Origin of the sequence: Bacillus sp. FSL E2-8868 (assembly GCF_038005505.1) — a bacterium.
GTDB classification, from domain to species: Bacteria; Bacillota; Bacilli; order Bacillales; family Bacillaceae_G; genus Bacillus_A; species Bacillus_A mycoides.
Genome location: NZ_JBBOTI010000001.1, coordinates 1,246,195 through 1,270,329 on the forward strand (window position 1 = coordinate 1,246,195; position 24,135 = coordinate 1,270,329).

General features: G+C 34.7%; 20 protein-coding genes. 18 read left to right on the top strand and 2 right to left on the bottom strand.

Annotated features, from left to right (window positions below; translation table 11 throughout):
* The first annotated feature begins 40 nt into the window (after nt 1–40).
* Nucleotides 41–1,009, top strand: coding sequence for a helix-turn-helix transcriptional regulator (locus NSS74_RS06600; RefSeq protein ID WP_002014319.1), 969 nt, complete (start codon nt 41–43; stop codon nt 1,007–1,009).
* A 95-nt stretch (nt 1,010–1,104) separates the two neighbouring features.
* Here NSS74_RS06600 and NSS74_RS06605 read toward each other — a convergent pair whose 3' ends face one another.
* Nucleotides 1,105–1,725 carry a TetR/AcrR family transcriptional regulator gene (locus tag NSS74_RS06605; protein WP_079998970.1) on the bottom strand — a complete coding sequence of 207 codons (621 nt, stop codon included), beginning with the start codon at nt 1,723–1,725 and terminating at the stop codon, nt 1,105–1,107.
* Between the two features lie 137 nt (nt 1,726–1,862).
* Between NSS74_RS06605 and NSS74_RS06610 the strand changes: the two genes are divergently transcribed.
* From NSS74_RS06610 to NSS74_RS06650, 9 genes are all read left to right on the top strand, one after another.
* Nucleotides 1,863–2,756 (top strand): ABC transporter ATP-binding protein, encoded by an 894-nt coding sequence (locus NSS74_RS06610; RefSeq protein WP_002033569.1) that lies wholly within the window; start codon nt 1,863–1,865, stop codon nt 2,754–2,756.
* Nucleotides 2,749–3,555: an ABC transporter permease subunit gene (locus tag NSS74_RS06615; protein ID WP_002142696.1), complete on the top strand. Its 807-nt coding sequence runs from the start codon at nt 2,749–2,751 to the stop codon at nt 3,553–3,555. Before NSS74_RS06610 ends, NSS74_RS06615 begins: the two co-directional genes overlap by 8 nt.
* Before the next feature lie 208 nt (nt 3,556–3,763).
* Nucleotides 3,764–4,297, top strand: coding sequence for an RNA polymerase sigma factor (locus NSS74_RS06620; RefSeq protein WP_000864747.1), 534 nt, complete (start codon nt 3,764–3,766; stop codon nt 4,295–4,297).
* A 12-nt stretch (nt 4,298–4,309) separates the two neighbouring features.
* On the top strand, nt 4,310–5,308 hold the full coding sequence (locus NSS74_RS06625) for an anti-sigma factor (protein ID WP_242247974.1): 999 nt from the start codon (nt 4,310–4,312) through the stop codon (nt 5,306–5,308).
* 17 nt (nt 5,309–5,325) lie between these two features.
* A complete protein-coding gene (locus NSS74_RS06630) occupies nt 5,326–6,363 on the top strand; it encodes an LCP family protein (RefSeq protein WP_002142691.1) in 1,038 nt (345 codons plus the stop codon).
* A 347-nt stretch (nt 6,364–6,710) separates the two neighbouring features.
* Nucleotides 6,711–8,414, top strand: a complete 1,704-nt coding sequence (locus NSS74_RS06635) for a peptide ABC transporter substrate-binding protein (RefSeq protein WP_002142690.1) — start codon at nt 6,711–6,713, stop codon at nt 8,412–8,414.
* Between the two features lie 281 nt (nt 8,415–8,695).
* Nucleotides 8,696–10,408 carry a peptide ABC transporter substrate-binding protein gene (locus NSS74_RS06640; RefSeq protein ID WP_002142689.1) on the top strand — a complete coding sequence of 571 codons (1,713 nt, stop codon included), beginning with the start codon at nt 8,696–8,698 and terminating at the stop codon, nt 10,406–10,408.
* A 403-nt stretch (nt 10,409–10,811) separates the two neighbouring features.
* Entirely contained in the window at nt 10,812–12,515 is a 1,704-nt protein-coding gene (locus NSS74_RS06645) for a peptide ABC transporter substrate-binding protein (RefSeq protein ID WP_002192731.1), read from the top strand.
* 111 nt (nt 12,516–12,626) lie between these two features.
* On the top strand, nt 12,627–13,346 hold the full coding sequence (locus tag NSS74_RS06650; RefSeq protein WP_240380900.1) for a class I SAM-dependent methyltransferase: 720 nt from the start codon (nt 12,627–12,629) through the stop codon (nt 13,344–13,346).
* Nucleotides 13,347–13,384: 38 nt separating this feature from the next.
* Here NSS74_RS06650 and NSS74_RS06655 read toward each other — a convergent pair whose 3' ends face one another.
* Nucleotides 13,385–13,771 carry a hypothetical protein gene (locus NSS74_RS06655; RefSeq protein ID WP_240380899.1) on the bottom strand — a complete coding sequence of 129 codons (387 nt, stop codon included), beginning with the start codon at nt 13,769–13,771 and terminating at the stop codon, nt 13,385–13,387.
* Nucleotides 13,772–13,908: 137 nt separating this feature from the next.
* Between NSS74_RS06655 and NSS74_RS06660 the strand changes: the two genes are divergently transcribed.
* The 8 genes from NSS74_RS06660 to NSS74_RS06695 all read left to right on the top strand — a co-directional run bounded on the left by NSS74_RS06660 (nt 13,909) and on the right by NSS74_RS06695 (nt 24,084).
* Nucleotides 13,909–14,244 carry a hypothetical protein gene (locus tag NSS74_RS06660; protein ID WP_002033583.1) on the top strand — a complete coding sequence of 112 codons (336 nt, stop codon included), beginning with the start codon at nt 13,909–13,911 and terminating at the stop codon, nt 14,242–14,244.
* Between the two features lie 274 nt (nt 14,245–14,518).
* Nucleotides 14,519–16,615 (top strand): vWA domain-containing protein, encoded by a 2,097-nt coding sequence (locus tag NSS74_RS06665; RefSeq protein WP_002128472.1) that lies wholly within the window; start codon nt 14,519–14,521, stop codon nt 16,613–16,615.
* 83 nt (nt 16,616–16,698) lie between these two features.
* Nucleotides 16,699–20,061, top strand: a complete 3,363-nt coding sequence (locus tag NSS74_RS06670) for a tubulin-like doman-containing protein (RefSeq protein ID WP_002087746.1) — start codon at nt 16,699–16,701, stop codon at nt 20,059–20,061.
* 57 nt (nt 20,062–20,118) lie between these two features.
* Nucleotides 20,119–20,253 (top strand): hypothetical protein, encoded by a 135-nt coding sequence (locus tag NSS74_RS06675; protein WP_002014348.1) that lies wholly within the window; start codon nt 20,119–20,121, stop codon nt 20,251–20,253.
* A gap of 73 nt (nt 20,254–20,326) precedes the next feature.
* The gene (locus NSS74_RS06680) at nt 20,327–20,575 is read left to right on the top strand and encodes a DUF1294 domain-containing protein (RefSeq protein WP_000871335.1); all 249 of its coding nucleotides are present in this window, start codon (nt 20,327–20,329) and stop codon (nt 20,573–20,575) included.
* Nucleotides 20,576–20,680: 105 nt separating this feature from the next.
* Nucleotides 20,681–21,622, top strand: coding sequence for an EamA family transporter RarD (rarD, locus tag NSS74_RS06685; RefSeq protein ID WP_002014350.1), 942 nt, complete (start codon nt 20,681–20,683; stop codon nt 21,620–21,622).
* Nucleotides 21,623–21,702: 80 nt separating this feature from the next.
* Nucleotides 21,703–22,128: a divergent PAP2 family protein gene (locus tag NSS74_RS06690; RefSeq protein ID WP_000447809.1), complete on the top strand. Its 426-nt coding sequence runs from the start codon at nt 21,703–21,705 to the stop codon at nt 22,126–22,128.
* A gap of 102 nt (nt 22,129–22,230) precedes the next feature.
* Entirely contained in the window at nt 22,231–24,084 is a 1,854-nt protein-coding gene (locus NSS74_RS06695; RefSeq protein ID WP_340813296.1) for a terpene cyclase/mutase family protein, read from the top strand.
* Nucleotides 24,085–24,135: the final 51 nt, after the last annotated feature.

The following is a 24,135-nucleotide window of genomic DNA, read 5'->3' on the forward strand; positions in this document are numbered from 1 at the left end:
TAGTTAATAATTATAATATAGACTAAAAAGGTTTCAATACATGACACCTTTTATGGAGGGAAATATGAAAAAAACTGAACGAATAAATGATATGCTTATTTTCTTAAATAATAAAAGATATTTTAATTTAAAAGATTTAATGGTTAGATATGATATTTCTAAAAGTACCGCTCTACGAGATATTCAATCATTAGAAGAAATAGGTGTACCAATATATTCTGAACTAGGTAGAAATGGGAGTTATAAAATTATAGAAAATAGTGTGTTATCACCAATATATTTTAGTGTGGATGAAATGTATGCGTTATACTTTTCGATGCTTACATTAAATGGATACAAAACAAAGCCATTTAATATAGAAAGTATTGCGCTTGAAAATAAATTTAAACATGTATTACCTGATAATGTGAGTAAAAATATTTCAATCATGGAACGAACGCTTTCCTTTGAAGTAACAAATCATAGTAACTTTAGTCCGTTCTTAAAAGAACTTTTACAGGGGATTTTTGCTGAGCGAGTTTATCATTTAACATATTTAAAAAAAGATGAGGAGAAAGTATTGGTCGCCCAATTTATTCGAATAGAATCTAAATTTGGCCAGTGGTATGCTAAAATCTTTAATTTTGAGACAAATCATGTTCAAATAATTAGATGTGATAAAATTCTTTCTATTGTGGAAACAAGCAATACTAATTCAAAAAATCTTGAAGAATTGTTAAGTTATCTTACTAATTTTCATAGAAGGCCTGATGCAACTGATTTTATTGTCGTTGTTAATCAAAAAGGAAAAGACATTTTTGATAAAGAGAATTATCCCTCCATGAAGATACAAAAAGAAAACGAAAATTACATTATAACAGGCTATTTTAACAAGAAAGAAGTTGATTTTGTTTCAAGTTATTTTCTGAATTTCGGTGAAACGATTATCTCAATTCAGCCTGTTATGCTAAAAGAGTTAATTTATAATAAGGTATTATCTATAAAGCAGCATTTAACTTCGTTAAGATAAAGTTAGTATTAATAATTTTTTTAACACCAAAAAGCCCTTGAAATCTAAATATCCAAAGGGCCTTTTGGTGATTTTATTTGTTCTTTAGAAAAAAATTATTTTTCTGGGACGGACAGTCCATAAAAGAACATCGTAACGATATCTTGTATATGTTTTTCGCGATCTCCTTCAAGAAGCTGTGCCCCGAAATCATCACCTAATTTAGTGAACATTTGAATGTATAGCAACATCATTTCTTTAGTAAGGTGAGGGTTAATTTCATTTTTTTGCTGTGCTTGTTCTAGTATTTCTAAATACCAAGGCAAGATTTTTTCGTTTTGATAACTATAAATAAACTTTCGGAGCTCTTCATCTCTTTGCATCATTTGTAGCAACATATCAGGTTGGAATAACCCGCCAGTATTCATTTTTCTAATGATCATCTTTTGCATCATCTCATGAAAAGGTAATTTTTCTTCTGCAAGTTTTTTATAATATTGAAATTCAGATATTATAAATTCTTGTATAAGCTCCCTAAATAACGCATCTTTACTTCCGAAATGATTATAAATTGTCACTTGAGAAACGTTTGCTTTTTTTGCAATATGTTCTATTTTCACTTCATTAAATCCACGTTCTGAAAATAATGTAAAGGCCGCATCTTTAATGGCACGTTTTTTCTTTTCTTTCACTTTTTCAAAGCCGTTCAATACAATCACCTCAATTAAAATATACAAGAAAAAATAATTGAAAACAATATTTTTGAAATATGGACATATAAATATTTCAAAAAGTTGTTGCGAATATGAAAGATGAGGAGTACAATAATTTTGAAATATCACATGTTAAATATTTCAAAAAATGAGGTGGGTTTATGATTTCAGTTCAAAATGTTACAAAACAGTTTTCAAATGGAAAAGGCTTGTTTGATATTACATTTGAAGTGAAAGAAGGAGAAGTTTTTGGCTACTTAGGACCAAATGGTGCTGGGAAATCAACAACGATTCGTAATTTAATGGGATTTATAAAACCGACGGCTGGTAAAGCGACAATTTTCGGATTAGATTGTTGGGAAGATGCTGCGAAAATTCAAAGAGAAGTTGGCTATTTACCAGGAGAAATTTCTTTTATTGAAGGAATGAATGGATTAGAATTTTTAAATTTGATGCAAGGAATGCGTGGGTTAAAAAATATAAAAAGACGAGATGAATTGATAGAACGTTTGCAGTTCGATGTGAAAACACCAATTCGAAAAATGTCTAAAGGAATGAAACAAAAAGTAGGTATAGTTGCGGCATTTATGCATGATCCAGAAGTGTTAATTTTAGATGAACCGACATCAGGACTCGATCCACTTATGCAACAAGTATTTATAGATTTAATATTAGAGGAAAAGCAAAGAGGAAAAACAATCCTTATGTCATCACATATTTTCACTGAAATTGAGAGAACTTGTGACAGAGTAGCTATTATTAAAGATGGTTGTCTTGTAACCGTTGAAAACATTCATGATTTACAAGGCATGAGAAGACAGGTGATAGATGTAACAGTATCATCTCAAGAAGAAATCGAATCTCTTAAACAATGTGATTTGCAATTTGAAGGAATGAAAGGTAGAGAGGCGTCAATTATTGTGCAAGGAAACTATCAAACTGTTTTACAAATACTTTCAAACTATAATGTAACTGCACTTCAAACGAGAGCGACGGATTTAGAACATTTATTTATGCATTATTACGAGAAGAAAGAAGGGGTAAAGCATGAATAAACAACTATTTTTAGCTAGTTTGAAAGAAACGAAAAAAAGTATATTCAGCTATGCTACTGGTGCAGCTCTTTATTTATGGTTATTAATTTGGATATTCCCATCGATGGTTTCAGCCAAAGGTTTAAATGAATTAATAAGTGCCATGCCTGATAGTGTGAAAAAAATTGTTGGAATGGAAAGTCCGATTCAAAATGTAATGGATTTTTTAGCTGGTGAATATTATAGTCTATTGTTTATTATCATTTTAACAATTTTTTGTGTCACGGTTGCAACGCATCTAATTGCTCGTCATGTAGATAAAGGGGCGATGGCATATTTATTAGCAACACCTGTATCCAGGGTGCAAATTGCAATTACACAAGCTACTGTTCTCATATTGGGGCTACTAATAATTGTAATTGTCACTTATGTAGCTGGTATATTAGGTGCAGATTGGTTTTTAAAAGATAATAACTTAAATAAAGAATTATTTTTGAAAATAAATGTAGTTGGAGGGCTTATATTTTTAGTAGTTAGTGCCTATTCATTTTTCTTTTCTTGTATATGTAATGATGAAAGAAAGGCACTTAGCTACTCAGCCAGTTTAACAATCTTATTTTTCGTATTAGATATGGTAGGGAAATTAAGTGATAAGTTAGAGTGGATGAGAAATATATCTTTATTTACATTGTTTCGTCCGAAAGAAATTGCTGAAGGAACATATAATATATGGCCAGTAAGTATAGGCTTAACTGCTGGAGCACTTTGTATCTTCATAGTAGCAATTGTAGTGTTTAGGAAGAGGGATTTACCGTTGTAAATTAGAAAGTCCACTGAGAAAGTGGGCTTTTTTTGTTTGTAAATTCGAAGGGATATCTTTTAGAGAAACATTTAAGTAGATAGTCAAAATGGAATGTTTACATTTTTTCTTGTAGAAATATTCAAAAGAATTGAACCTTTTTCTAGGATACTCCGTCTAATATGTGTAAAGTTTAATTAATAGAGAGGCTGAAACAGGAGGACCAATTGTGAAAGTAATTCCTTTATATAAGATGATTGTAAAAGAAGAAACGGATGTTTCTTTAGCAAAAAAGGGTAATCACGAGGCTTTTATGACACTTATACATACAGAAAAAGTAAAGATGTATCGCATTGCGAAGGCGATGTTACGTGATGAGACGAATATAGAGGATGCGATGCAGGCAACAATTTTAAAAGCTTATGAAAATATAAAAAAACTGAAAAAGGAAGAATTTTTTCAAACTTGGCTCATTAGAATTTTAATAAATGAGTGTAACAATATAATTCGCTCTTATAAAAAAGTAATTGTAATTGAGGATCATGATAGTAATATGGTGGCGTTCGATCGATATGAAGATATTGACCTTTGTAATGCTATTCAGTCTTTAACGGAAGAACTAAGAGCTGTAACTGTACTTTATTATTATGAAGATATGAATCAAGAAAGTATTGCAACGCTTTTAGAAATTCCAAAAGGAACGGTTAAATCAAGATTGTCACGTGCAAGGGAACAATTAGAAGAGCGATTAAAGATGGAGTAGGAGGTGGTTAAAATGGATAAAGAAAAATTATTTGATGAAAAATTAAAAAAGAGAATAGAAAAGGATAATACCGTATTGCCACAGGCACTAAATGAAAAAATTAATGATACACTTCATAATCTTCCTGTAAAAAGAAAGAGTTATAGAGTACATATGATGTTTATTAGTGCCGCTGTTCTAACGCTATCAATTGTATCTATGTCTGAGTTTTCTATACAGAGCTTTGCACAAAATGGAGGGATGTTTAATTACGTAAAGAAGAATGCGTTTTCTGATTATGAGAATGAAGAAGAAATAAAGTCGAACGTCAATTATCCAGATAAGGAAAAGATTCATCAAAAGATGCTTGATTCAATTGATCATTTCCAAAATGTTTCAGGGCAATTCGAAGAATATTCTAGCTCTACAAGAATTGCTACAACATATAAATATGCGATTGATACGGAGAAACAAAGTGGTATTTCATCTAAAGAAGACAAGCTATCGAAAAAAAGCACGATGATTTATAGTGAGGAAGGAAAAAAAGAGTTTAATGATAAGAATAATACGTATAAAGAGACGAGATGGAGTCCAAAAGAAAGAAATAATGAACTATTAAAATTAAGCCCTACGGAAAGGTTATTGAGAAAATCAAGTGAGAAGAAACGGTATGATGACGAATATGTGGGATTCGCTAAGTACAGTATTCAATCAGAATTTGCTGATCTATTAATTCGATATAAAGATTGGAGTTATAAAGAAACGAAGTATCTTGGACTCGATTGCTACAAAATAGAAGGGGTAATAAACATAGAAATGCCTGTAAGTACATCTGAAGATTTGAGTGGGAAATTTGAAATGGTTGTAGAGAAAAATATGGGGATTATGTTGAAGTTCCTTAGTTTCCATGAAGGTATGATTCAATATTCGATTACGACTGAATGGATACAAATAAACAAAGGATTGAAAGAGAATGTATTTCAAAAGGATAGCACTAATTATGAAAAATTGAAAAACATATTAGATGAATAGAAAACGGAGGGAACTATATGGAGAATACCTCTCCTTCAAGAGAAAAGAAAAATAAACGAAAATATAAAAAGACAACGATCATAAGTGTATTGTTAGGAGTATTACTATTTGGCGGAGTTGGGTATGGTGCTTATGTATATATGAAAACTTCTAATCTCGTACAAAAATCTAATTTGAACTTATCGCGTGGTGAAAAATCAAATTTACGTGAGAAAGCTGTAAAGCCAATTACACACAACGTTTCAATGTTAATTATGGGGATTGATGAAAATCAAGAACGGCAAAAGGGCTATAATGGTGCATTTCATACGGATGCATTATTGTTAGCTACGTTTAATAAAGAAGATAAGACAGTGAAATTAACCAGTATACCAAGAGATACTTATACATATGTTCCAATCGAAAAGAAAAAAGATAAAATAACACACGCATATGGAAGTGGTTTCGTTAAAAACGGAAAGGATGGAGGGCCACAAGCTTCTGTTGAGGCAGTAGAAAAGTTGCTGCAAGTACCGGTAGATTATTTTGTGAAATTTAATTTTGGGTCATTTATTAAAATTGTCGATGGGCTCGATGGTGTTGAGGTAGATGTCCCGGTTGAATTTACTGAACAAAATAGTAAAGATGAACCCGATACGATTCACTTGAAAAAAGGGGTTCAAAAATTAACGGGAGAAGAAGCACTTGCTTTGGCGAGAACTCGTCATATTGATAGTGATGCAATGAGGGGACAGCGCCAACAACTTGTTATTGAGGCGATTTTAAGTAAATTAAAAAGTGTAGGGTCTATTACAAAACTGGAGAAAATGGTTGAGGCCGTCGATGGCGATTTTAAAACAAATTTAGCATTGGATGATATTTTATCTTTTTATAAATATGGTTTAGATTGTTCAGTTGAGAAGATTCAACTGAACGGTGATGATTTATATTTACCAAATGGCCCAAATGGGAAGCGTGTATATTATTATAATCCTAATAAAAAAGACTTGCAAAATTTGAGTAATACACTCAGAACACATCTTGGATTAAGTGAGAAGCAAATTGAGGGAAATTAAAGCGGATGCTATATCTGCTTTTTTTGTTTTTGTAGGAAAGAGATCTCTAGAATATACATTATTTATTAACGATAATCTACAGTCTATTTATTGGAAAGTATCATTAACACTATTAAATTAGTGTATATGTAACAATAATAAATGATGTTAAAAAACTATATGGAATTTTTATGAATATTACTGTAAGAAAATAATTTTTTAACAATTTTCAATAATAACACTTTACAAATTTTAAAAAATTAGTAGAATAAGAAGTAGTAAGAATCGTCTGATAAATATATAAAGAAAAACAGAATTATCAGAAAATTCTTAAATAGCTATCGTTTAGAATTAGGGAGGGTACAAAAATGAAAAAGAAAAAAATGAAAAAACTAACAGCAGTTGTAGTACCGGTTTTAGCAATGAGCATGGCATTAACAGCATGTTCTACATCAGGCGGAGATAAAAAGACAAGCACAAATTCTAGCTCTAGTGGAGATAGTAAGTCAGGGGAAAAATTAGCGGCAAAACAAGTTTTAAATCGAACAGTAACACAAGAGATTCCAACGATGGATTCTTCTAAATCAACAGATACAGTATCTTCACAAATGCTAGGGAATACGATGGAAGGGTTATATCGTCTTGATAAAGATAATAAGCCGATGCCAGCTGCGGCAGAATCTAGTACGAAAAGTGAAGATGGTAAAAAATATACATTTAAACTACGTAAAGATGCAAAATGGTCAAATGGTGATCCAGTAACTGCGAAAGATTTCGTATATGCTTGGCAACGTCTATTAGATCCAAAAACAGCTGCTGAGTATGCGTTTATCGCATTCCCAATTAAAAATGCAGAAGTGGTTAATAAAGGAGAAAAACCTGTCGCTGAATTAGGAGTGAAAGCGGTAGATGATCTTACGCTTGAAGTTGAATTAGAGCAAGCGGTACCGTACTTCTTAAACTTAGTAGCATTCCCATCGTACTACCCATTAAATGAAAAATACGTAAAAGAAAAAGGGGAGAAGTTCGGCTTAGAGTCTGATACAACAGTTTATAACGGACCGTTCGTTCTTAAAGATTGGAAGCATGAACAAGGATGGCAATTAAAGAAAAATGATCAATATTGGGATAAAAAGACTGTAAAACTTGAAGAAGTTAACTTCAGTGTTGTAAAAGAGGCAGCAACGCTAATTAACTTATATGATAGCGGTCAAGTTGACTTTGCTTTATTAAATGGAGAGTTCGTAGATAAATACAGAAATAAGAAAGACGAATTCGGAACATTCTCACAAGTGAGCACGTACTTCATTCGTATGAACCAAAAACGTGATGGACAAGATACACCATTAAAGAGCAAAAAATTGCGTGAAGCAATTGCACTTTCTATCGATAAGAAAAATCTAGCAAATGTAATTTTAAATGATGGATCAAAAGAAGCTGACTTCTTAGTGCCAAAAGGATTAGCGACTGGACCGGACGGTAAAGACTTCCAAGAAACGTTTAAAAATGGTTTGAAACCAGATGCTAAAAAAGCTGCTGCATCATGGGAAGAAGCGAAAAAAGAGCTTGGTAAAGATCAAGTTACAATTGAATTCTTAAACTACGATACTGGTAATGCGAAAAAAGTTGGAGAATATATTAAGGACCAAATTGAGAAAAACTTAAAAGGTGTAACAGTTAACATTAAACTTCAACCATTTAAGCAAAAACTAAAATTAGAATCTGAGCAACAATATGATATTTCATACGGTGGTTGGAATCCAGATTATGCAGATCCAATGACATTCTTAGATATGTTTGAGTCTAAGCATTCTCATAACCAAATGAGCTTCTCAGATCCTAAATATGACGGCATGGTGAAAAAAGCTGGAACGGAATTAATGAGCGATGCGAAGAAACGTTGGGAAGAGTTAGGAAAAGCTGAAAAAACATTACTTGAAGAAGATGTAGCGATTGTACCTTTATATCAACGTGGGGATTCTTATGTTTTACAACCAAATGTAAAAGGTGTAGTAAAACATAATATCAGTCCAGAATTTAGCTTTAAGTGGGCATACGTGACTGAAAAATAATAGAGTTAAAAAAGCATTTCAAAGTAGCTTAGCTACTTTGAAATGCTTTTTTTTAGCTCAGTTAAATAGAGAAGAATAAGGCGTATAGTACGTACATATAGTAGATGGGGGATAAATCATACTAATTTATGAAGATAAAAATCAGAATATTTAAAATAAAACTATTTACAAATATGAAAAATAGAGTAGAATAATATTAGTTATAATTTTCAGAAAATTAATCGTTAGCAAGGGGTCTCTCAAGGGTTGGTAATGTACATATAATTAGGGAGGGTACAAAAATGAAGAGAAAAAAGATGAAAAAGTTAACAGCGGTTGTAGTACCAGTTTTAGCAATGAGTGTTGCATTGACAGCGTGCTCTGGATCAGGTGGGGAGAAGAAAACGACTACTACATCTAATAGTGGGGAAGAAAAAAAAGCTGATATTAAATATGCAGCGAAGCAAGTATTAAATCGTACGGAAAATCAAGAAATTCCGACGATGGACACTTCTAAATCTACTGATACGTTAGGGGCACAAATTTTAGGAAACACAATGGAAGGATTATATCGTCTTGATAAAGATAATAAGCCTATTCCGGCTGCTGCAGAATCAAGTACGAAAAGCGAAGATGGTAAAAAATATACGTTTAAACTGCGTAAAGATGCAAAATGGTCAAATGGAGAGCCTGTAACAGCGAAAGATTTCGTATATGGATGGCAGCGCTTACTTGATAAAAACACAGCGGCAGAATATGCGTTTATTGCCTACTATATTAAAAATGCAGAGGCAATTAATAAAGGTGAAAAACCTGCAACGGAATTAGGTGCAAAAGCGGTAGATGATTATACACTTGAAGTAGAATTAGACAAACCAGTACCATATTTCTTAAACTTATTAGCATTCCCGTCATATTATCCTTTAAATGAAAAGTTCGTAAAAGAAAAAGGAGAGAAATTCGGTTTAGAAGCAGATACAACATTGTATAACGGGCCATTTGTAATGGCATCGTGGAAACATGAACAAGGTTGGCAGTTGAAGAAAAATGATAAATATTGGGATAATAAGACTGTGAAATTAGAAGAAATTAATTATAGTGTAGTAAAAGAAGTTGCTACAAAAGTAAATTTATATGATACAGGATCAATTGATTTCACACTACTATCAGGAGAATTCGTAGATAAATATAAATCGAACAAAGATGAATATGGTGAGTATTCAGAAGCAAGTACGTACTTCTTACGTTTAAATCAAAAGCGTAACGGACAAGATACACCGTTAAAGAGTAAAAAGCTTCGTGAAGCAATCGCATTATCCATTGATAAAAAAGGTTTAGCAAACGTTATATTAAATAATGGATCAAAAGCAACTGATCAATTGGTTCCAAAAGGGCTTGCGATAGGGCCGGATGGTAAAGATTATCAAGATACATTTAAAAATGGTCTGAAATATGATGTGAAAAAAGGCGCAGCAGCTTGGGAAGAGGCGAAAAAGGAACTCGGAAAAGATCAAGTTACAATTGAATTACTAAGCTATGATGATGGAACTGCGAAAAAGATTGCCGATTATTTTAAAGATCAAATTGAGAAAAACTTAAAAGGTGTAACAGTTAACACGAAAATTCAGCCATTTAAACAAAAATTAAAATTAGAGTCAGCGCAAGATTATGAAGTTTCGTTTGCAGGTTGGAGCCCAGATTATTCGGATCCAATGACATTTATTGATATGTTTGAATCGAAGAGTCCATATAACCAAATGAGTTATTCAAATCCGAAATACGATGAAATGGTACAAAAAGCAGGTAATGAATTATTGTCTGATCCGAAGAAGCGCTGGGAAACGTTAGGGAAAGCAGAAAAAATATTCCTTGAAGAAGATGCAGGATTAGTTCCTTTATATCAAACAGGAAGAGCGTACGTAATGAAACCGAATGTAAAAGGAATTGTGAAACACAACATTAGTCCAGAATATAGCTTTAAGTGGGCGTATGTAACTGAGGATGGCGGAAAGTAATAACATGAAAGCATTTCAAAAGTGGCTAATATGCTTTTGAAATGCTTTTTTTGTATGAATAGGAGAATAAGGCACATGGAAATTAGAAAGGAGTTCAACAATTGGATAGATAAATGATAGCAGAGATTTCATATTGATGAGAAAAATATAGAACATAGCAATAGAGAAGAATAAGAGGGGATATGTTTACATATAGTAGACGGGGGATGATTCATATAGTAGTAATAGTAAAATAGCAAGTTATTATCATAAAAAAATAAATATTTAGAAAATTTACAAAAATACTTTACAAAACCAGAAAAAACAGTAGAATATTAATTAATAAGAATTTTCTGATAACGAAAGTTAATAGAGAATCTCTAACTGTTAATATCGTACATATAATTGGGGAGGGTACAAAGAAATGAAGAGAAAAAAGATGACAAAATTAACAGCGGTTGTAGCACCAGTTCTAGCAATGAGTATGGCATTAACAGCTTGCTCGGGATCAGGTGGAGAGAAGAAAACAACTACAACGTCTAATGGTGGGGAAGAGAAAAAATCCGATATTAAATATGCAGCAAAACAAGTATTAAATCGAACAGAAACGAATGAAATTCCGACGATGGATACTTCGAAAAGTACGGATACACTTGGTTCACAAATTTTAGGAAACACGATGGAAGGATTATATCGTCTTGATAAAGATAATAAGCCAATCCCAGCTGCAGCAGAATCTAGCACAAAAAGCGAGGATGGTAAAAAATATACATTCAAGCTACGTAAAGATGCAAAATGGTCAAATGGTGATCCAGTAACTGCAAAAGATTTCGTATTTGCATGGCAACGTCTATTAGATCCAAAAACAGCTGCTGAGTATGCATTTATTACTTACTATATTAAAAATGCAGAAGCGATTAATAAAGGAGAAAAACCTGTAACTGAATTAGGAGTAAAAGCAACCGATGATTATACGCTTGAAGTAGAATTAGAGCAAGCGGTACCATACTTCTTAAACTTAGTGGCATTCCCATCATACTATCCATTAAATGAGAAGTTCGTAAAAGAAAAAGGAGAGAAGTTCGGTTTAGAATCTGATACGACAGTCTATAATGGACCGTTTGTACTTACTGATTGGAAACATGAGCAAGGCTGGAAATTGAAGAAAAATGACCAATATTGGGATAAAAAGACTGTAAAACTAGATGAAATTAATTACAGTGTAGTAAAAGAAGTAGCTACAAGGGTAAATTTATATGATACAGGTGCAATTGATTTCGCGCTTTTATCAGGAGAATTCGTTGATAAGTATAGAAATAAAAAAGATGAGTTTGGAACATATTCAGAACCAAGTACATTCTATTTACGTTTAAATCAAAAGCGTGCTGGTCAAGATACACCACTAAAAAGCAAGAAATTACGTGAAGCAATTGCATTATCGATAGATAAAAAGAATTTAGCAAATGTCATCTTAAATGATGGTTCAAAAGGAGCCGATTATTTAGTTCCGAAGGGTTTAGCAGCTGGACCTGATGGTAAAGATTTCCAAGAAACATTTAAAAATGGTTTGAAACAAGATACTAAAAAGGCTGCGGCTGCATGGGACGAAGCGAAAAAAGAACTTGGAAAAGATCAGGTGACAATTGAATTCTTAAACTACGATACTGGTAATGCGAAAAAAGTTGGAGAGTATGTAAAGGATCAGATTGAGAAAAACTTAAAAGGTGTAACAGTAAATATTAAACTTCAGCCGTTTAAGCAAAAATTAAAATTAGAATCAGAGCAAGAATATGATATCGCATATGGTGGTTGGAGCCCAGATTATGCAGATCCGATGACATACTTAGATATGTTTGAAACAACGAATTCTCAGAATCAAATGAGTTACTCAAATTCAAAATATGATGAGAGTATTAAAAAGAGTAAAACAGAATTAATGTCTGATGCAAAGAAACGTTGGGAAGAGTTAGGGAAGGCAGAAAAAGTGTTACTTGAAGATGATGTAGCACTTGTACCTTTATATCAAAATGCTAGATCATATGTTATGCAACCAAATGTAAAGGGAATTGTGAAACATAATATTAGTCCGGAATATAGTTTCAAATGGGCGTATGTAGAAGAGAAATAATAACAAATAAAAGCATTTCTAAGGTGTAGTAAAGCACTTTGGAAATGTTTTTTTTTGCACCACTTTTTTATGAATGAATATAAGTATTATAGAAAAATGAAGGAGAATCCCATGAAAAGAAATTCGTACATTGATTTTTTAGCTTATTACGGAATAGGGAGTGCTCATCCTGGTGGTTTTACGTTAACGAAGCAATTACTATCTCAATTGCCGCTTAGACACGGAGCAAATGTTCTTGAGATAGGTTGCGGCACGGGGAAAACAGCGGCGTATATGACAAAAGAATTGGGTTATAAAGTGACAGCGGTTGAAAAGAATGAAATTATGATTCAAAAAGCGAAAGATAGATGGTTGTTTGATGGTTTAAATATACAATTGATTCAAGGAGATGTAGAAAGGTTACCGTGTTTAAATGATTCTTTTGAGCTTGTACTTGGAGAATCTATACTCGCTTTTACAAATAAAGAAAAGGTTATTTCGGAATGTTATCGTGTATTACAAAAGGATGGGAGGCTTGTTGTCATTGAAATGATTACCGAAAAACATATTGAGAAGAAAGAGGAGGAAAAGATTGGACAGTTATACGGTATGAAAGAATTATTAACTGAGAATGAGTGGATTCATTTATTTCAAGCAGCAAATTTTAAAAGAATTACAATTGCCGGTGGCGGAACTATTGCAGAAACAGTTGCAGGACATGTGGAAGAGCCAGAGTGGAATGTATCACCGTTTATTCCAGAAGAATTGTATGAGGCGTGGGTGAAACACGAACAAGTACTGCTTCTGTATCAACATATTTTAGGGCATCGGATTTTTATATGTGAAAAATAGAAAAAGAGTTGGCTAAAGATAGTCAACTCTTTACTATGTTAGATGAAAAATAATGCAGCCAAAGTAATTCCAAAAATAAAGCCAAATCCGAGTTCAAGGCCCCAGCCACCGCCGTCACAACCACCGCAACCACGACCGCCGCATCCACAGCCACTAAATCCACCACCGAATCCACCACCGCATCCAAATCCACAGTTATCACATCTGCTAATACCACCGCAAATATCACATCCGCCGTTTGAATATGCGTTATAGTACCCGAATCCTGTATCAAAAGATGAGCGCTGTTGCATTGGTTCAATCCAAACAGAATCGTTTGTTACATCGATTATTTTGCCTAAGTGAATGCGACCATCCCGATCTTCAATTCGAACAACTTTACCGAAATAACGTTGGCATGTATCATAACATCTTTTTCTATGCATGTTCTTTCCTCCTTCCGTATTACCGTAATACGATATGTAAGCAGGACAAGTGCGGCTTGTACGAATGACCTATCTATCATAATTGTTATACGAAAGGGGAAATATACGAACAGGATACATAACGAGGAGGAAGAGAAATGAAATCTACAGACCAATTTCAGACGTACGAAGTTCCTTGGGAGGAATTAATAGAAGCACTGCGAGGTGAAATGAAGAAACAAGTAGGGGCGGATATTATTGATACGGTCGTATGTAATTTGAAAGATGGTTTTGAAGTGTATACATATGTGCAGGGTGATTTGGATTTCGAGTATACAGAAGCTCTTGAACGAAAATATGGAAGTGACGGGAAAATCCCTAATTTGTTAACAGTTATGCTGGTAGCTAGCATTTATAATACGGGTGAAGAGAATATACGTTTACATGCAGATCAAAAGGAAAATCCGATTGTTGAAGTATATGTGAAGAAGTAAAGAGTGCGCTAATTATAGCGTGCTCTTTATTTCTTGTATTGAAAAGAAAATCAAACTTTAATGGTGGAATTTATAGCGGGAAAAGTATGAAATCTATGTGTTATTTCAGATATATAATAAGGAAAAAATTCGAAATAAAATATGGGAGTAGTTCATTTTTGTTTACATAATGTAATTGCTGTGAACTGTTGTCCTAAAATACAAGTCATATATCTTGTTTCCTCTCATAAATTTAAACATAGGAATTTGTCTACAAAGGTGGCGAAGCCTCATCATGAAAATTCGAATTTGTGCCACGTTCATGCTGTTTCTATTTATATGTTTACCTTTTTCAGTTTTTGCAAAAGGAGAGGAGGCAAAGGAAAGGGTCGTTTCACTTGTATATGATGATTCGGGCAGCATGAGAAATAACGATCGCTGGAAGTATGCCAATTACGCCTTGCAAAGTTTAGTTGCGCTATTAGATGAGAAAGATAAATTTTCTTACGTTCCAATGAGTAAGCCGGATGCTCCATTAAACATTTCATTAACAAAGGATCAAAGGCAAACAGAAATTGAGGGGATTGGGGCGTGGAAAACATATTTAAATACTCCATTTAGCGCAGTAGAAACGGCGATGCAATCTATAAAAAAGGAAGCAGATATAGATGGGAAACGTGAATTTTGGCTTATTGTATTAACTGACGGGGCATTTAATGATTTGGAGAAAGATAAGATTGGCGGAAAAGAACAAATTACACAGAAGTTAGCACAGTTTAAGAAAGAGATGGATTCTAAAAAGATCTCTTTACACCCAGTCTTAATCACGATGGAAGAGGATTTAGGGCAGCAAGAGAAGCTGCAGTTAAATACGTTTAAAGAGATTTGGAAAAAAGAAATGAATGGAGTTGTCATGCCGTCTAGCGGTGAGGATGGTATTGTACAAAGTGTGAATCAAGTGGCAGCATTAGTTGCAAATCGTGATCCATTTTCTTCTGTTGAGTCGATTGTCAAAACGAAAATAGTAGGGAAAAAAGTAGAGATTACAACACCGTTTCCATTAAAGCGTATGACGCTTGTACGACAATCACCTTCTTTGTCTAATTATAAAGTTATGCAACTTTCCAAACCGTTACAATTGCAGTCTTCTTTTTCTATACATGCACCAGGAGAAGCTAAATTATTCGGAAATATAGTGCATGTAAGTACAGCGAATCAGGAAGTGATTAAGCCCGGGACATATACGATAGAAGTGGATCAGGACATTGAGAAAGAGGGATTACAAGTACTTGTTGAACCAGCGCTTAATTATACTGTTTCTACGTACGACAAAGATGATAAAGATAGAAAAAATGTTGAGAAAATGTATGAAGGTGTGACAGCTGTTATTGAAGCGAAACCTACTGAATTACCAATTCAAACTTCTTATTTCGAAGCAGAAGTAGAAATAGACGGAAAGCAGTATCCGATGAAGTGGGATGATAAAAGACATGTGTTTTATTACGAGACACAGGTTGGTAAAGCGTTAGTACGCGGGAAAGTCCATATGAATATAAAGGGATTTTATAGACAGACGAAAGAATTCAAGATTGAACCAGCTGAAAAACCAAAATTAACACTTCAAGCTGTTACGAAAGATTATGAAGAAAAGGTAACAAATTTAGAAAATAGTAAACCATTTATTTTACAGCCCCAGTTAAATGGTAAACCGATGACAGAAGAGGCTGTAAAGAAACTATTAAAATCTACTGGTGTCACATCGAATCAATCGATCAACTATGAATTAAAACAGCATGGTAGTCAAGTTTATGTTTATCCTCGACCTTATTACTCCGACACATTCAATTTTACAGATACCGGCACCGTAGAGGCTACCATCACGATCAATGATTCAACATTACAAGAAGTAAAGGAAAAGATCGTACTGCACATTGAAAATGCGCCGTTTTTTGAGAAGTATGCGCTCATTTTTAAATTTGTAATTCCTATCACTTTATTACTTTTAATAGTAGGAATTATTATTTTAGGATGGATTGTTCGTCCGAGATTTCATAGGAAAGCATTACTATATTACGAATGGGATCAAGAAGTAGCGAAAGATTGGCTTTATCAATCTGAACCAGAGTTACTTAAAAATAAATGGTGGAAGCACTATTTTGGCATTCCATTCCGAGCAGAAAGAAAGACTGTGCAATCTGTAACATTAATAGCGAAAAAAGGATCGAAATCTATATTTGTAGCGAAAGAATCGCAAGTGGTTGGGATGATTATTGATGGGATGTTTATAACAGAGGAAGAGGTAGGAATGGAGCATAAGACGTTGTATCCAAATGAACTTTTAGTAATTGATAGAGGATATGGTAAGGAGATTTACCGGTACGAATGTGAATAGTAGATAGGGTGTAAGAGGGGCGGAGGAGGCCCGGCTCTCTTTATTCTTCTTTTCAAACAAGCAAGAATAGGAAGGTGGTTCACATGACATTACAAGTTCCAACAATTTTAATTGGCTTAGGTGGAATCGGTAGTACTGTCACACATCAAATATATGAAAGATTACCTGAGGAGCGTCGTAAAAAGGTAGCGATGCATGTATTTGATACAGATGTGAATACATTGAGTAAATTTGATCATATTCGGAAGTTTAAGACGCAAACGAGCTCGAGTAAAACACCGAGAGAGTATATTGCGGGAGATCCAACGATTCCAGAGTGGTTTCCGATGGACCCGACTATACTTGATAAACCGTTAACAGAAGGGGCTGGACAGTTACGCGTCATTTCACGATTAGCGTTACGTGCTGCGATGAAAGAAGATAAACTCACATCGTTTTGGCAAGAAATCGAGAAGATTTTTCCAGTTACAAGTGATCAGACGGAATATGGTGTACGTGTCATTATTGTAACATCACTAGCCGGCGGAACAGGCTCAGGGATGTTTTTACAAATCGCATTATATTTGCGTGAGATGCTCCGGAAGAAATTGCAGCATCATAACATTTTAATTCGCGGTGCGTTTTTAATGCCAGATGTTTTAGTTAAGACGAGAACGGTTAGTGCGAAAGAGTTTGAAACTGTGCAAGCGAATGGTTATGCATCGTTAAAAGAGTTGCACGCTATTACGCTTGGATCGACTGGTGAATTATCAAAACGAGGCGGCGTAACGATTGAATTAGAATATCGTCCTGATCAAGTGGATGAGGACGGAAGAACAAACCATACGATAAAGCAGCATCATTTACCGTACAATTATTGTTTCTTATATGATTATGAAAATTTACATGGGCACCATTTGCACAATTTATCGGATTATATGGAGCAAATGGCAAATACGATTTATTTACAGTTATTTAGTCCAATGTCTGCAAATCATTTTGCACAAGAAGATAATCAAATTCAGCAATTGGCAGAATCGAGTGGGAAAGGGAGATATTGCGGAGCAGGAACGGCAAAACTTATTTATCCGTATGAGCACGTTTTGAAATACTGTGCTTTAAAATGGGCGGTGCAAGGTTTAGATGAATCTTGGCTTCATTTAGATCAACTGTTTCAAGAAAAAAAGCAAAGATACGACCAAGATGTCAAACGTGGTATGCAGCGTGAAAAGCCAGAGCGCGGGAAAAGTTATTTAGAAGACTTAGAGCATCTTGCTACTCGGCCAGAACAAGCTCATATTTTTTATAGACAAATGTACCATGAAACACGTGAAGGGGCAGAGGGTGGTAAGCTCGGTGTTGCAAAATCAAAATTGTTTTTAGATGCTGTAGAGAGTTACGTACACCGTACAGTGCAAAAAGATGAGGAATTAAACCGCCTGCAGCATGAGTGCAAAATATCGGCTGCGAAGCTTAAAATGATGGAACAAATGAAGGGGGAAGTAGCGAGAGTTGATCATGCGGTTCGTTTATATGCTTATGCCATTCCGAGCCGTGTACATGAGCATGTTACTACCCTTTTATATGACATGATCGAATCAGACCGCTTTACACCGAGTGGCTCAGAAGGACAGTCTTACCAATTAAATACATGGTTTTTAAAGAAAACGGATCCAGTTCATCCAGTTGCAGCACGTTTTATGCTGTATGAAATTCGTAAGCAGTTAGTAGAGAAGATGAATCGACTACATGAAAATAATGAACAAAAGCGTAATTTAATTCAAAACTACGATAAGAAATTTAATGTGAGTAATATTGATGGAACTGTAACGGCTGTTCGCCGTGTTGAAATTGCGCAGCAACAAGGCTGGTTTGGAAAAATGATTAATAATCAGCAGCGTTTGTTTAAAAAAGAATTTGAAGATATTGTAACGCAGTACGTACACAAATTAAGTGAGTATCGTAAAGAAATGTTGTTAGAACTCGTGTATCAATCGCTATACCAAGCAGTTGATAAAATGATTCAATATTGGGAAAGATTCTTTGATAATTTATACGAAACACGTGAAAATTTATTGTTTGAAATCCAAAAGCGAAGCAAGGAATTTGAGGGGAAAACGAACCCGACGAATGTATACGTATTAGCTGAAGAGAAATTGCAAGAAAAGATTTGGCAAGATATGCAGCAACATTTAAATTTAGGTGTATTACCGAAAGATATATCGTCCGAAATTTATATGAGCTTGTACGGGGAATATTGTCGTGATGCGAAAGCCGAAGAAATTCAGTCGAAAAAGGTGGAAGACTTCTATCGTGAACATATATTGAGTTATTGTTATGACGAACTTCAAGTGCGCTATCGTGACAAATTAGAGCTTAATATCGTTGAAGCATTGCGAAAAGAAGCAGATTTCAAGAAGCGTGATCGTGATGAATACGTTCGTGAAAAAATTGAAGATCTTTTCCATTTAGCAAGTCCGTTCGTTCCGAAAGTTTCTCATCATAGAGAATTACAATATTGGGGCGTACATCCATCTTTAAAACAAGAATTGCAAGAAGAGTTATTGCAAGAAATGTTTAAAGAAAAAGATACGGTAAACGAGGCGTTTTCACCATTTGAAGTGATTTGTTATCGTGCTCATTACGGATTATCGCTACAAGATTTTCCTAAGCTTTCATCTGGACATATTGCGAATGGTTTTATGAACGATAAAGGTGATTATTTTCAATCGTATTATCGCCGCGTGAACAAATTAAATAGTAAAAAATCTAGTTTGACGCCGCATTTAGATAAATATTGGCACTTACCAGCCTTTATGCCAGACTTGAATGCAACGCAAACGAAGTTAGATTACGACAAATGTAATCGTGCTCTTCTATACGCGTATATGTATCGCTGGATTAGCTTAGTTGCTGTTGATGGACAATTCGTGTATCAATATAATGGTGTTGGCCGTAGCTTTTTAATTCAGTCGATGGGGAAAAATATTTCAAGTGAAAGTTATAAGTTGCACAGAGCATTGCTTCATAATCCGTTTATTTATGAAAACATCTTGTCACGATTTGAAGAAGAACAAGAAAAGGCAATGATACAAGGTGGACATTTATATACACATGCATTTGTATTAGGCGCTCAAGATATAAGATGGCTCCGTAAAGAGCATGTTCATAATATTTTAGATATGATTTTAATGTATGACCGTGAGGCAAAATATGACCCGACGTTAGAAGAAACATCTGACGATTTGTTAAGGCTATTCCTTGATGAAATTGAGCTGTATTTCCAAAACTATTACGGAACAGGTGCAGATATGGTTGCAAAGAAAGAGAAAGAGATGTTTATGAAACAATTGTGGGATCGTTCGTATGCGAAAGGGTATGTGGATCCAAATAGTGCGCCTTATAAAAAATGGCAAAATATATTACATGTTCCCGATGAAGAAGAAGTGCCAAAAACGAATGTATAATGAGTGAAAAGGGAATCCTTAAGAATGACAATACAACTTTAGAAATGAGGGATTCCGATGCCGTTTTTAGGTAGTGTATATCAAATATTTGGATTATATCCAGAAATTTATTATGGAATGATTTCAGCGGAAATCGCTGAACAACAAATGGAAGAACAGAAAGAACAAGAAAATCAAGAGACTGAATTATAAAACCATGCAGGCTACTCGCCTGCGTGGTTTTTTCGTGTTACAATAAAGCGAATTTTTTAAGGGAGAGAATAAGATGAAATGGATATACTTTATTATTATTAACGTTATAGCATTTAGTATGATGGGGCTTGATAAGCGAAAAGCAAAGAAAAAACAGTGGAGAACGCCAGAAAGTACGTTGTTTTTATCAGCTGCAGCTGGAGGAGCAGTTGGAGCTTGGATTGGTATGTATATGTTTCATCATAAGACACATAAAAGTAAATTTGTCTTCGGTATTCCAGTGCTCGTTATTATAACAGTAGGAGTGTTTTTATACATATAAAGGATTTGCAAGAGGAATGTCGAAAGAAATGCAGATTGAATATTGGTAAAGTAAGCATGTGAGACTTTATAATGAAGAAAAAAAGAGAAGAGGAGAAAAAGGAAGATGGGGAGTCAAACAGCAGAGCAAAAGCAGGGGATTATATATGCAGCAGGTGCGTATACGATGTGGGGAGTCCTTCCGATTTATTGGAAATGGGTGGAGGAAGTACCGGCAGATGAAATATTAGCGCATCGCATCGTTTGGGCATTTGTTTTTATGTTGTTAGTTTTAGGAGTAACGAAGAGGTTTCGTCAGTTTGGTGGGGAGTTAGTGGCCCTTTTTAAACGACCTAAATTATTAATGTCATTAACAATTGCTTCGGTACTTATTAGTGGAAACTGGTTTGTATACATATGGGCCGTAAATCATAACCATGTAATCGAAGCAAGTCTTGGGTATTATATTAATCCACTTATAAGTATTTTACTTGGTACAGTTGTTTTAAAAGAGAAGCTTAATTTTTGGCAATATGTTGCGGTTGGTTTAGCTGGATTGGGCGTTGTTATTTTAACGATACGTTTCGGATCAATTCCATGGGTTTCTCTTTCACTTGCTTTTTCATTTGGATTATATGGATTAACGAAAAAATTATTAAATTATGATGCAACAATTGGGCTTACGATGGAAACGATGTTAGTGACGCCATTTGCACTTATATATTTGTTTATGACAGGAGTTCATGGCTTTGGTTCGTTCGGTTCTATTTCGGCAATATCAACGTTTCTTTTAATAGGGGCAGGTATTGTTACAGCGTTACCACTCTTTTATTTTGCTAAAGGAGCACAACTTATTCCGCTCTATATGATAGGATTTTTACAATACATCGCGCCGACTATTAGTTTAATTTTAGGTGTGTTCGTTTTTGGTGAACATTTCACATCTACTCATATGATTGCGTTTTTCTGTATATGGATTGCTTTATTTGTCTTTTCAATGGCGAAAACAAAGTTTCTACTACAGAAACAACCAAAATTTATTAAAAATAAATCAGCAAAAGTATCATAATGCGTAGTATTTTCTACGCATTTTTCTTTATACTTATATTATATAGAAATTCCATTATAGTCAGTGAGGAGCTGAAAAACATGGAAACAATTTTACATAATGATCCACTTATAGCAGCTATAATTTCTTGGTTTTTAGCACAGTTAACGAAAGTCGTTTTTAAATTAATAAAAACAGGCGAGTTTGATTTTGCTAAGTTCTTTGCTTCAGGTGGAATGCCAAGTTCGCATGCTTCGACTGTTACTGCACTTGCTACAGGTGTCGGAGTGGTGGAAGGTGTGGAGAGTCCAATATTTGCGGTTGCCGCTATTTTTGCCATTATTGTTATGTACGATGCTTCAGGAGTAAGGCTTGCGGTAAGTAAGCAAGCGAAAATATTGAATGATTTTTTTCATGGTAGACAAACAGAATATAAAAAGTTAAATGAGCTCGTTGGACATACACCGTATCAAGTTGTTGTTGGTGCACTATTAGGAATTGTTGTCGGGGTTGGGTATTGTTTGTAAGCAGAATGTGTGTAATGCACGTTCTGCTTTTCTTTGTTTTCATACATATTTAGATGAGTTTTCGAATATCGTATACGGACTTAGAAAGGGTGGGTGAGCGGTGTGCTACTATATGACAAAGTGCATGAGGAGATAGAGCGGAGAACGACTGCACTTCAAACGATGCAAAGGCAAGACGGAACGTGGCAATTTTGTTTTGAAGGAGCTTTGCTAACGGATTGTCACATGATTTTTTTACTCAAATTATTAGGGCGAAATGACGAAATAGAACCGTTTGTGAAAAGGTTAGTATCTCTTCAAACAAATGAAGGGACTTGGAAATTATATGAAGATGAAAAGGGAGGGAATTTATCCGCGACGATTCAAGCATATGCTGCTTTACTTGCTTCGGAAAAATATTCGAAAGAAGATATGAATATGAGGCGAGCTGAAATGTTTATTAAGGAACACGGGGGAGTTTCTCGTGCTCATTTTATGACGAAATTTTTATTAGCGATTCATGGAGAATATGAATTTCCTGCGCTTTTTCACTTTCCAACGCCAATCTTATTTTTACAAGATGACTCCCCCCTCAGTATATTTGGGTTAAGCAGCTCAGCGCGTATACATTTAATTCCGATGATGATTTGTATGAATAAGAGATTCCGTGTAGAGAAAAAGTTATTGCCAAATTTAAATCATATTGCAGGCGGGGGTGGGCAATGGTTTCGAGAGGAGCGGTCTCCGCTGATTCAATCGTTTTTAGGTGATGTGAAAAAGGTAATATCTTATCCATTATCGTTACATCATAAAGGATACGAAGAAGTAGAGCGCTTTATGAAGGAGCGTATAGATGAAAATGGAACATTATATAGTTACGCCAGTGCTACGTTTTATATGATTTATGCTTTGCTTGCATTAGGGCACTCTATTCAGTCTCCAATTATTGAGAAAGCTGTGACAGGATTAAAATCTTATATATGGAAGATGGACAGAGGAAGTCATTTGCAAAATTCTCCTTCTACCGTATGGGATACCGCTTTACTTAGCTATTCATTGCAAGAAGCTAAAGTTACAAATGAAAATAAGATGATTCAAAGGGCGACGGAGTATTTATTGCAAAAACAACAAACTAAAAAGGTAGATTGGAGCGTACATGCATCATCACTTGTAGCTGGCGGTTGGGGATTTTCAGATGTTAATACGACGATCCCTGATATAGACGATACTACAGCTGCCCTTAGAGTGTTAGCGCGAAGTAGAGGGAATGATAGAGTAGATGATGCGTGGGGAAGAGGCGTGGAATGGGTGAAAGGATTGCAAAACAATGATGGAGGCTGGGGAGCTTTTGAACGAGGGGTAACGAGCAAGTTACTATCGAATTTGCCGATTGAAAATGCGAGTGATATGATAACCGATCCGTCCACACCAGATATTACAGGTAGGGTGTTAGAATTATTCGGAACGTATGCACCGAATGAGTTGCTTGAAGAGCAAAAAAAGAAAGCTATCAAATGGTTAATGGATGTACAGGAACAGAATGGATCATGGTATGGAAAATGGGGGATATGTTATATATATGGGACATGGGCAACGATGACAGGCTTACGTGCATTAGGAGTGCCTTCTACTCATCCAGCGTTGAAAAAAGCAGCTTCATGGCTCGAACATTTGCAGCATGAAGACGGAGGGTGGGGAGAATCCTGTCAAAGTAGTGTAGAGAAAAAATTTATTTCTTTACCTTTTAGTACGCCGTCACAAACAGCGTGGGCACTTGATGCACTCATTTCTTACTACGATCAAGAAACACCGATTATTCGAAAAGGAATTTCATATTTGCTCGCGCAGTCTACTATGAATGAAAAATATCCTACTGGTACAGGGTTACCGGGGGGCTTTTATATTCGCTATCATAGTTATGGGCATATATATCCGTTACTTGCTTTAGCGCACTACGTAAAGAAATATAGAAAATAAACCGAGAGATACTCTCGGTTTATTTTGATGGGTAGTAGGTCCCTGTTGAAA

What these genes read in the sequence shown, in the direction of transcription:
- NSS74_RS06600 (WP_002014319.1), top strand. Translation starts at nt 41, where the DNA reads ATGACACCTTTTATGGAGGGAAATATGAAAAAAACTGAACGAATAAAT.
- NSS74_RS06610 (WP_002033569.1), top strand. Translation starts at nt 1,863, where the DNA reads ATGATTTCAGTTCAAAATGTTACAAAACAGTTTTCAAATGGAAAAGGC.
- NSS74_RS06615 (WP_002142696.1), top strand. Translation starts at nt 2,749, where the DNA reads ATGAATAAACAACTATTTTTAGCTAGTTTGAAAGAAACGAAAAAAAGT.
- NSS74_RS06625 (WP_242247974.1), top strand. Translation starts at nt 4,310, where the DNA reads ATGGATAAAGAAAAATTATTTGATGAAAAATTAAAAAAGAGAATAGAA.
- NSS74_RS06630 (WP_002142691.1), top strand. Translation starts at nt 5,326, where the DNA reads ATGGAGAATACCTCTCCTTCAAGAGAAAAGAAAAATAAACGAAAATAT.
- NSS74_RS06635 (WP_002142690.1), top strand. Translation starts at nt 6,711, where the DNA reads ATGAAAAAGAAAAAAATGAAAAAACTAACAGCAGTTGTAGTACCGGTT.
- NSS74_RS06640 (WP_002142689.1), top strand. Translation starts at nt 8,696, where the DNA reads ATGAAGAGAAAAAAGATGAAAAAGTTAACAGCGGTTGTAGTACCAGTT.
- NSS74_RS06645 (WP_002192731.1), top strand. Translation starts at nt 10,812, where the DNA reads ATGAAGAGAAAAAAGATGACAAAATTAACAGCGGTTGTAGCACCAGTT.
- NSS74_RS06650 (WP_240380900.1), top strand. Translation starts at nt 12,627, where the DNA reads ATGAAAAGAAATTCGTACATTGATTTTTTAGCTTATTACGGAATAGGG.
- NSS74_RS06655 (WP_240380899.1), bottom strand. Translation starts at nt 13,771, where the DNA reads ATGCATAGAAAAAGATGTTATGATACATGCCAACGTTATTTCGGTAAA.
- NSS74_RS06660 (WP_002033583.1), top strand. Translation starts at nt 13,909, where the DNA reads ATGAAATCTACAGACCAATTTCAGACGTACGAAGTTCCTTGGGAGGAA.
- NSS74_RS06665 (WP_002128472.1), top strand. Translation starts at nt 14,519, where the DNA reads ATGAAAATTCGAATTTGTGCCACGTTCATGCTGTTTCTATTTATATGT.
- NSS74_RS06670 (WP_002087746.1), top strand. Translation starts at nt 16,699, where the DNA reads ATGACATTACAAGTTCCAACAATTTTAATTGGCTTAGGTGGAATCGGT.
- NSS74_RS06675 (WP_002014348.1), top strand. Translation starts at nt 20,119, where the DNA reads ATGCCGTTTTTAGGTAGTGTATATCAAATATTTGGATTATATCCAGAA.
- NSS74_RS06680 (WP_000871335.1), top strand. Translation starts at nt 20,327, where the DNA reads ATGAAATGGATATACTTTATTATTATTAACGTTATAGCATTTAGTATG.
- rarD (WP_002014350.1), top strand. Translation starts at nt 20,681, where the DNA reads ATGGGGAGTCAAACAGCAGAGCAAAAGCAGGGGATTATATATGCAGCA.
- NSS74_RS06690 (WP_000447809.1), top strand. Translation starts at nt 21,703, where the DNA reads ATGGAAACAATTTTACATAATGATCCACTTATAGCAGCTATAATTTCT.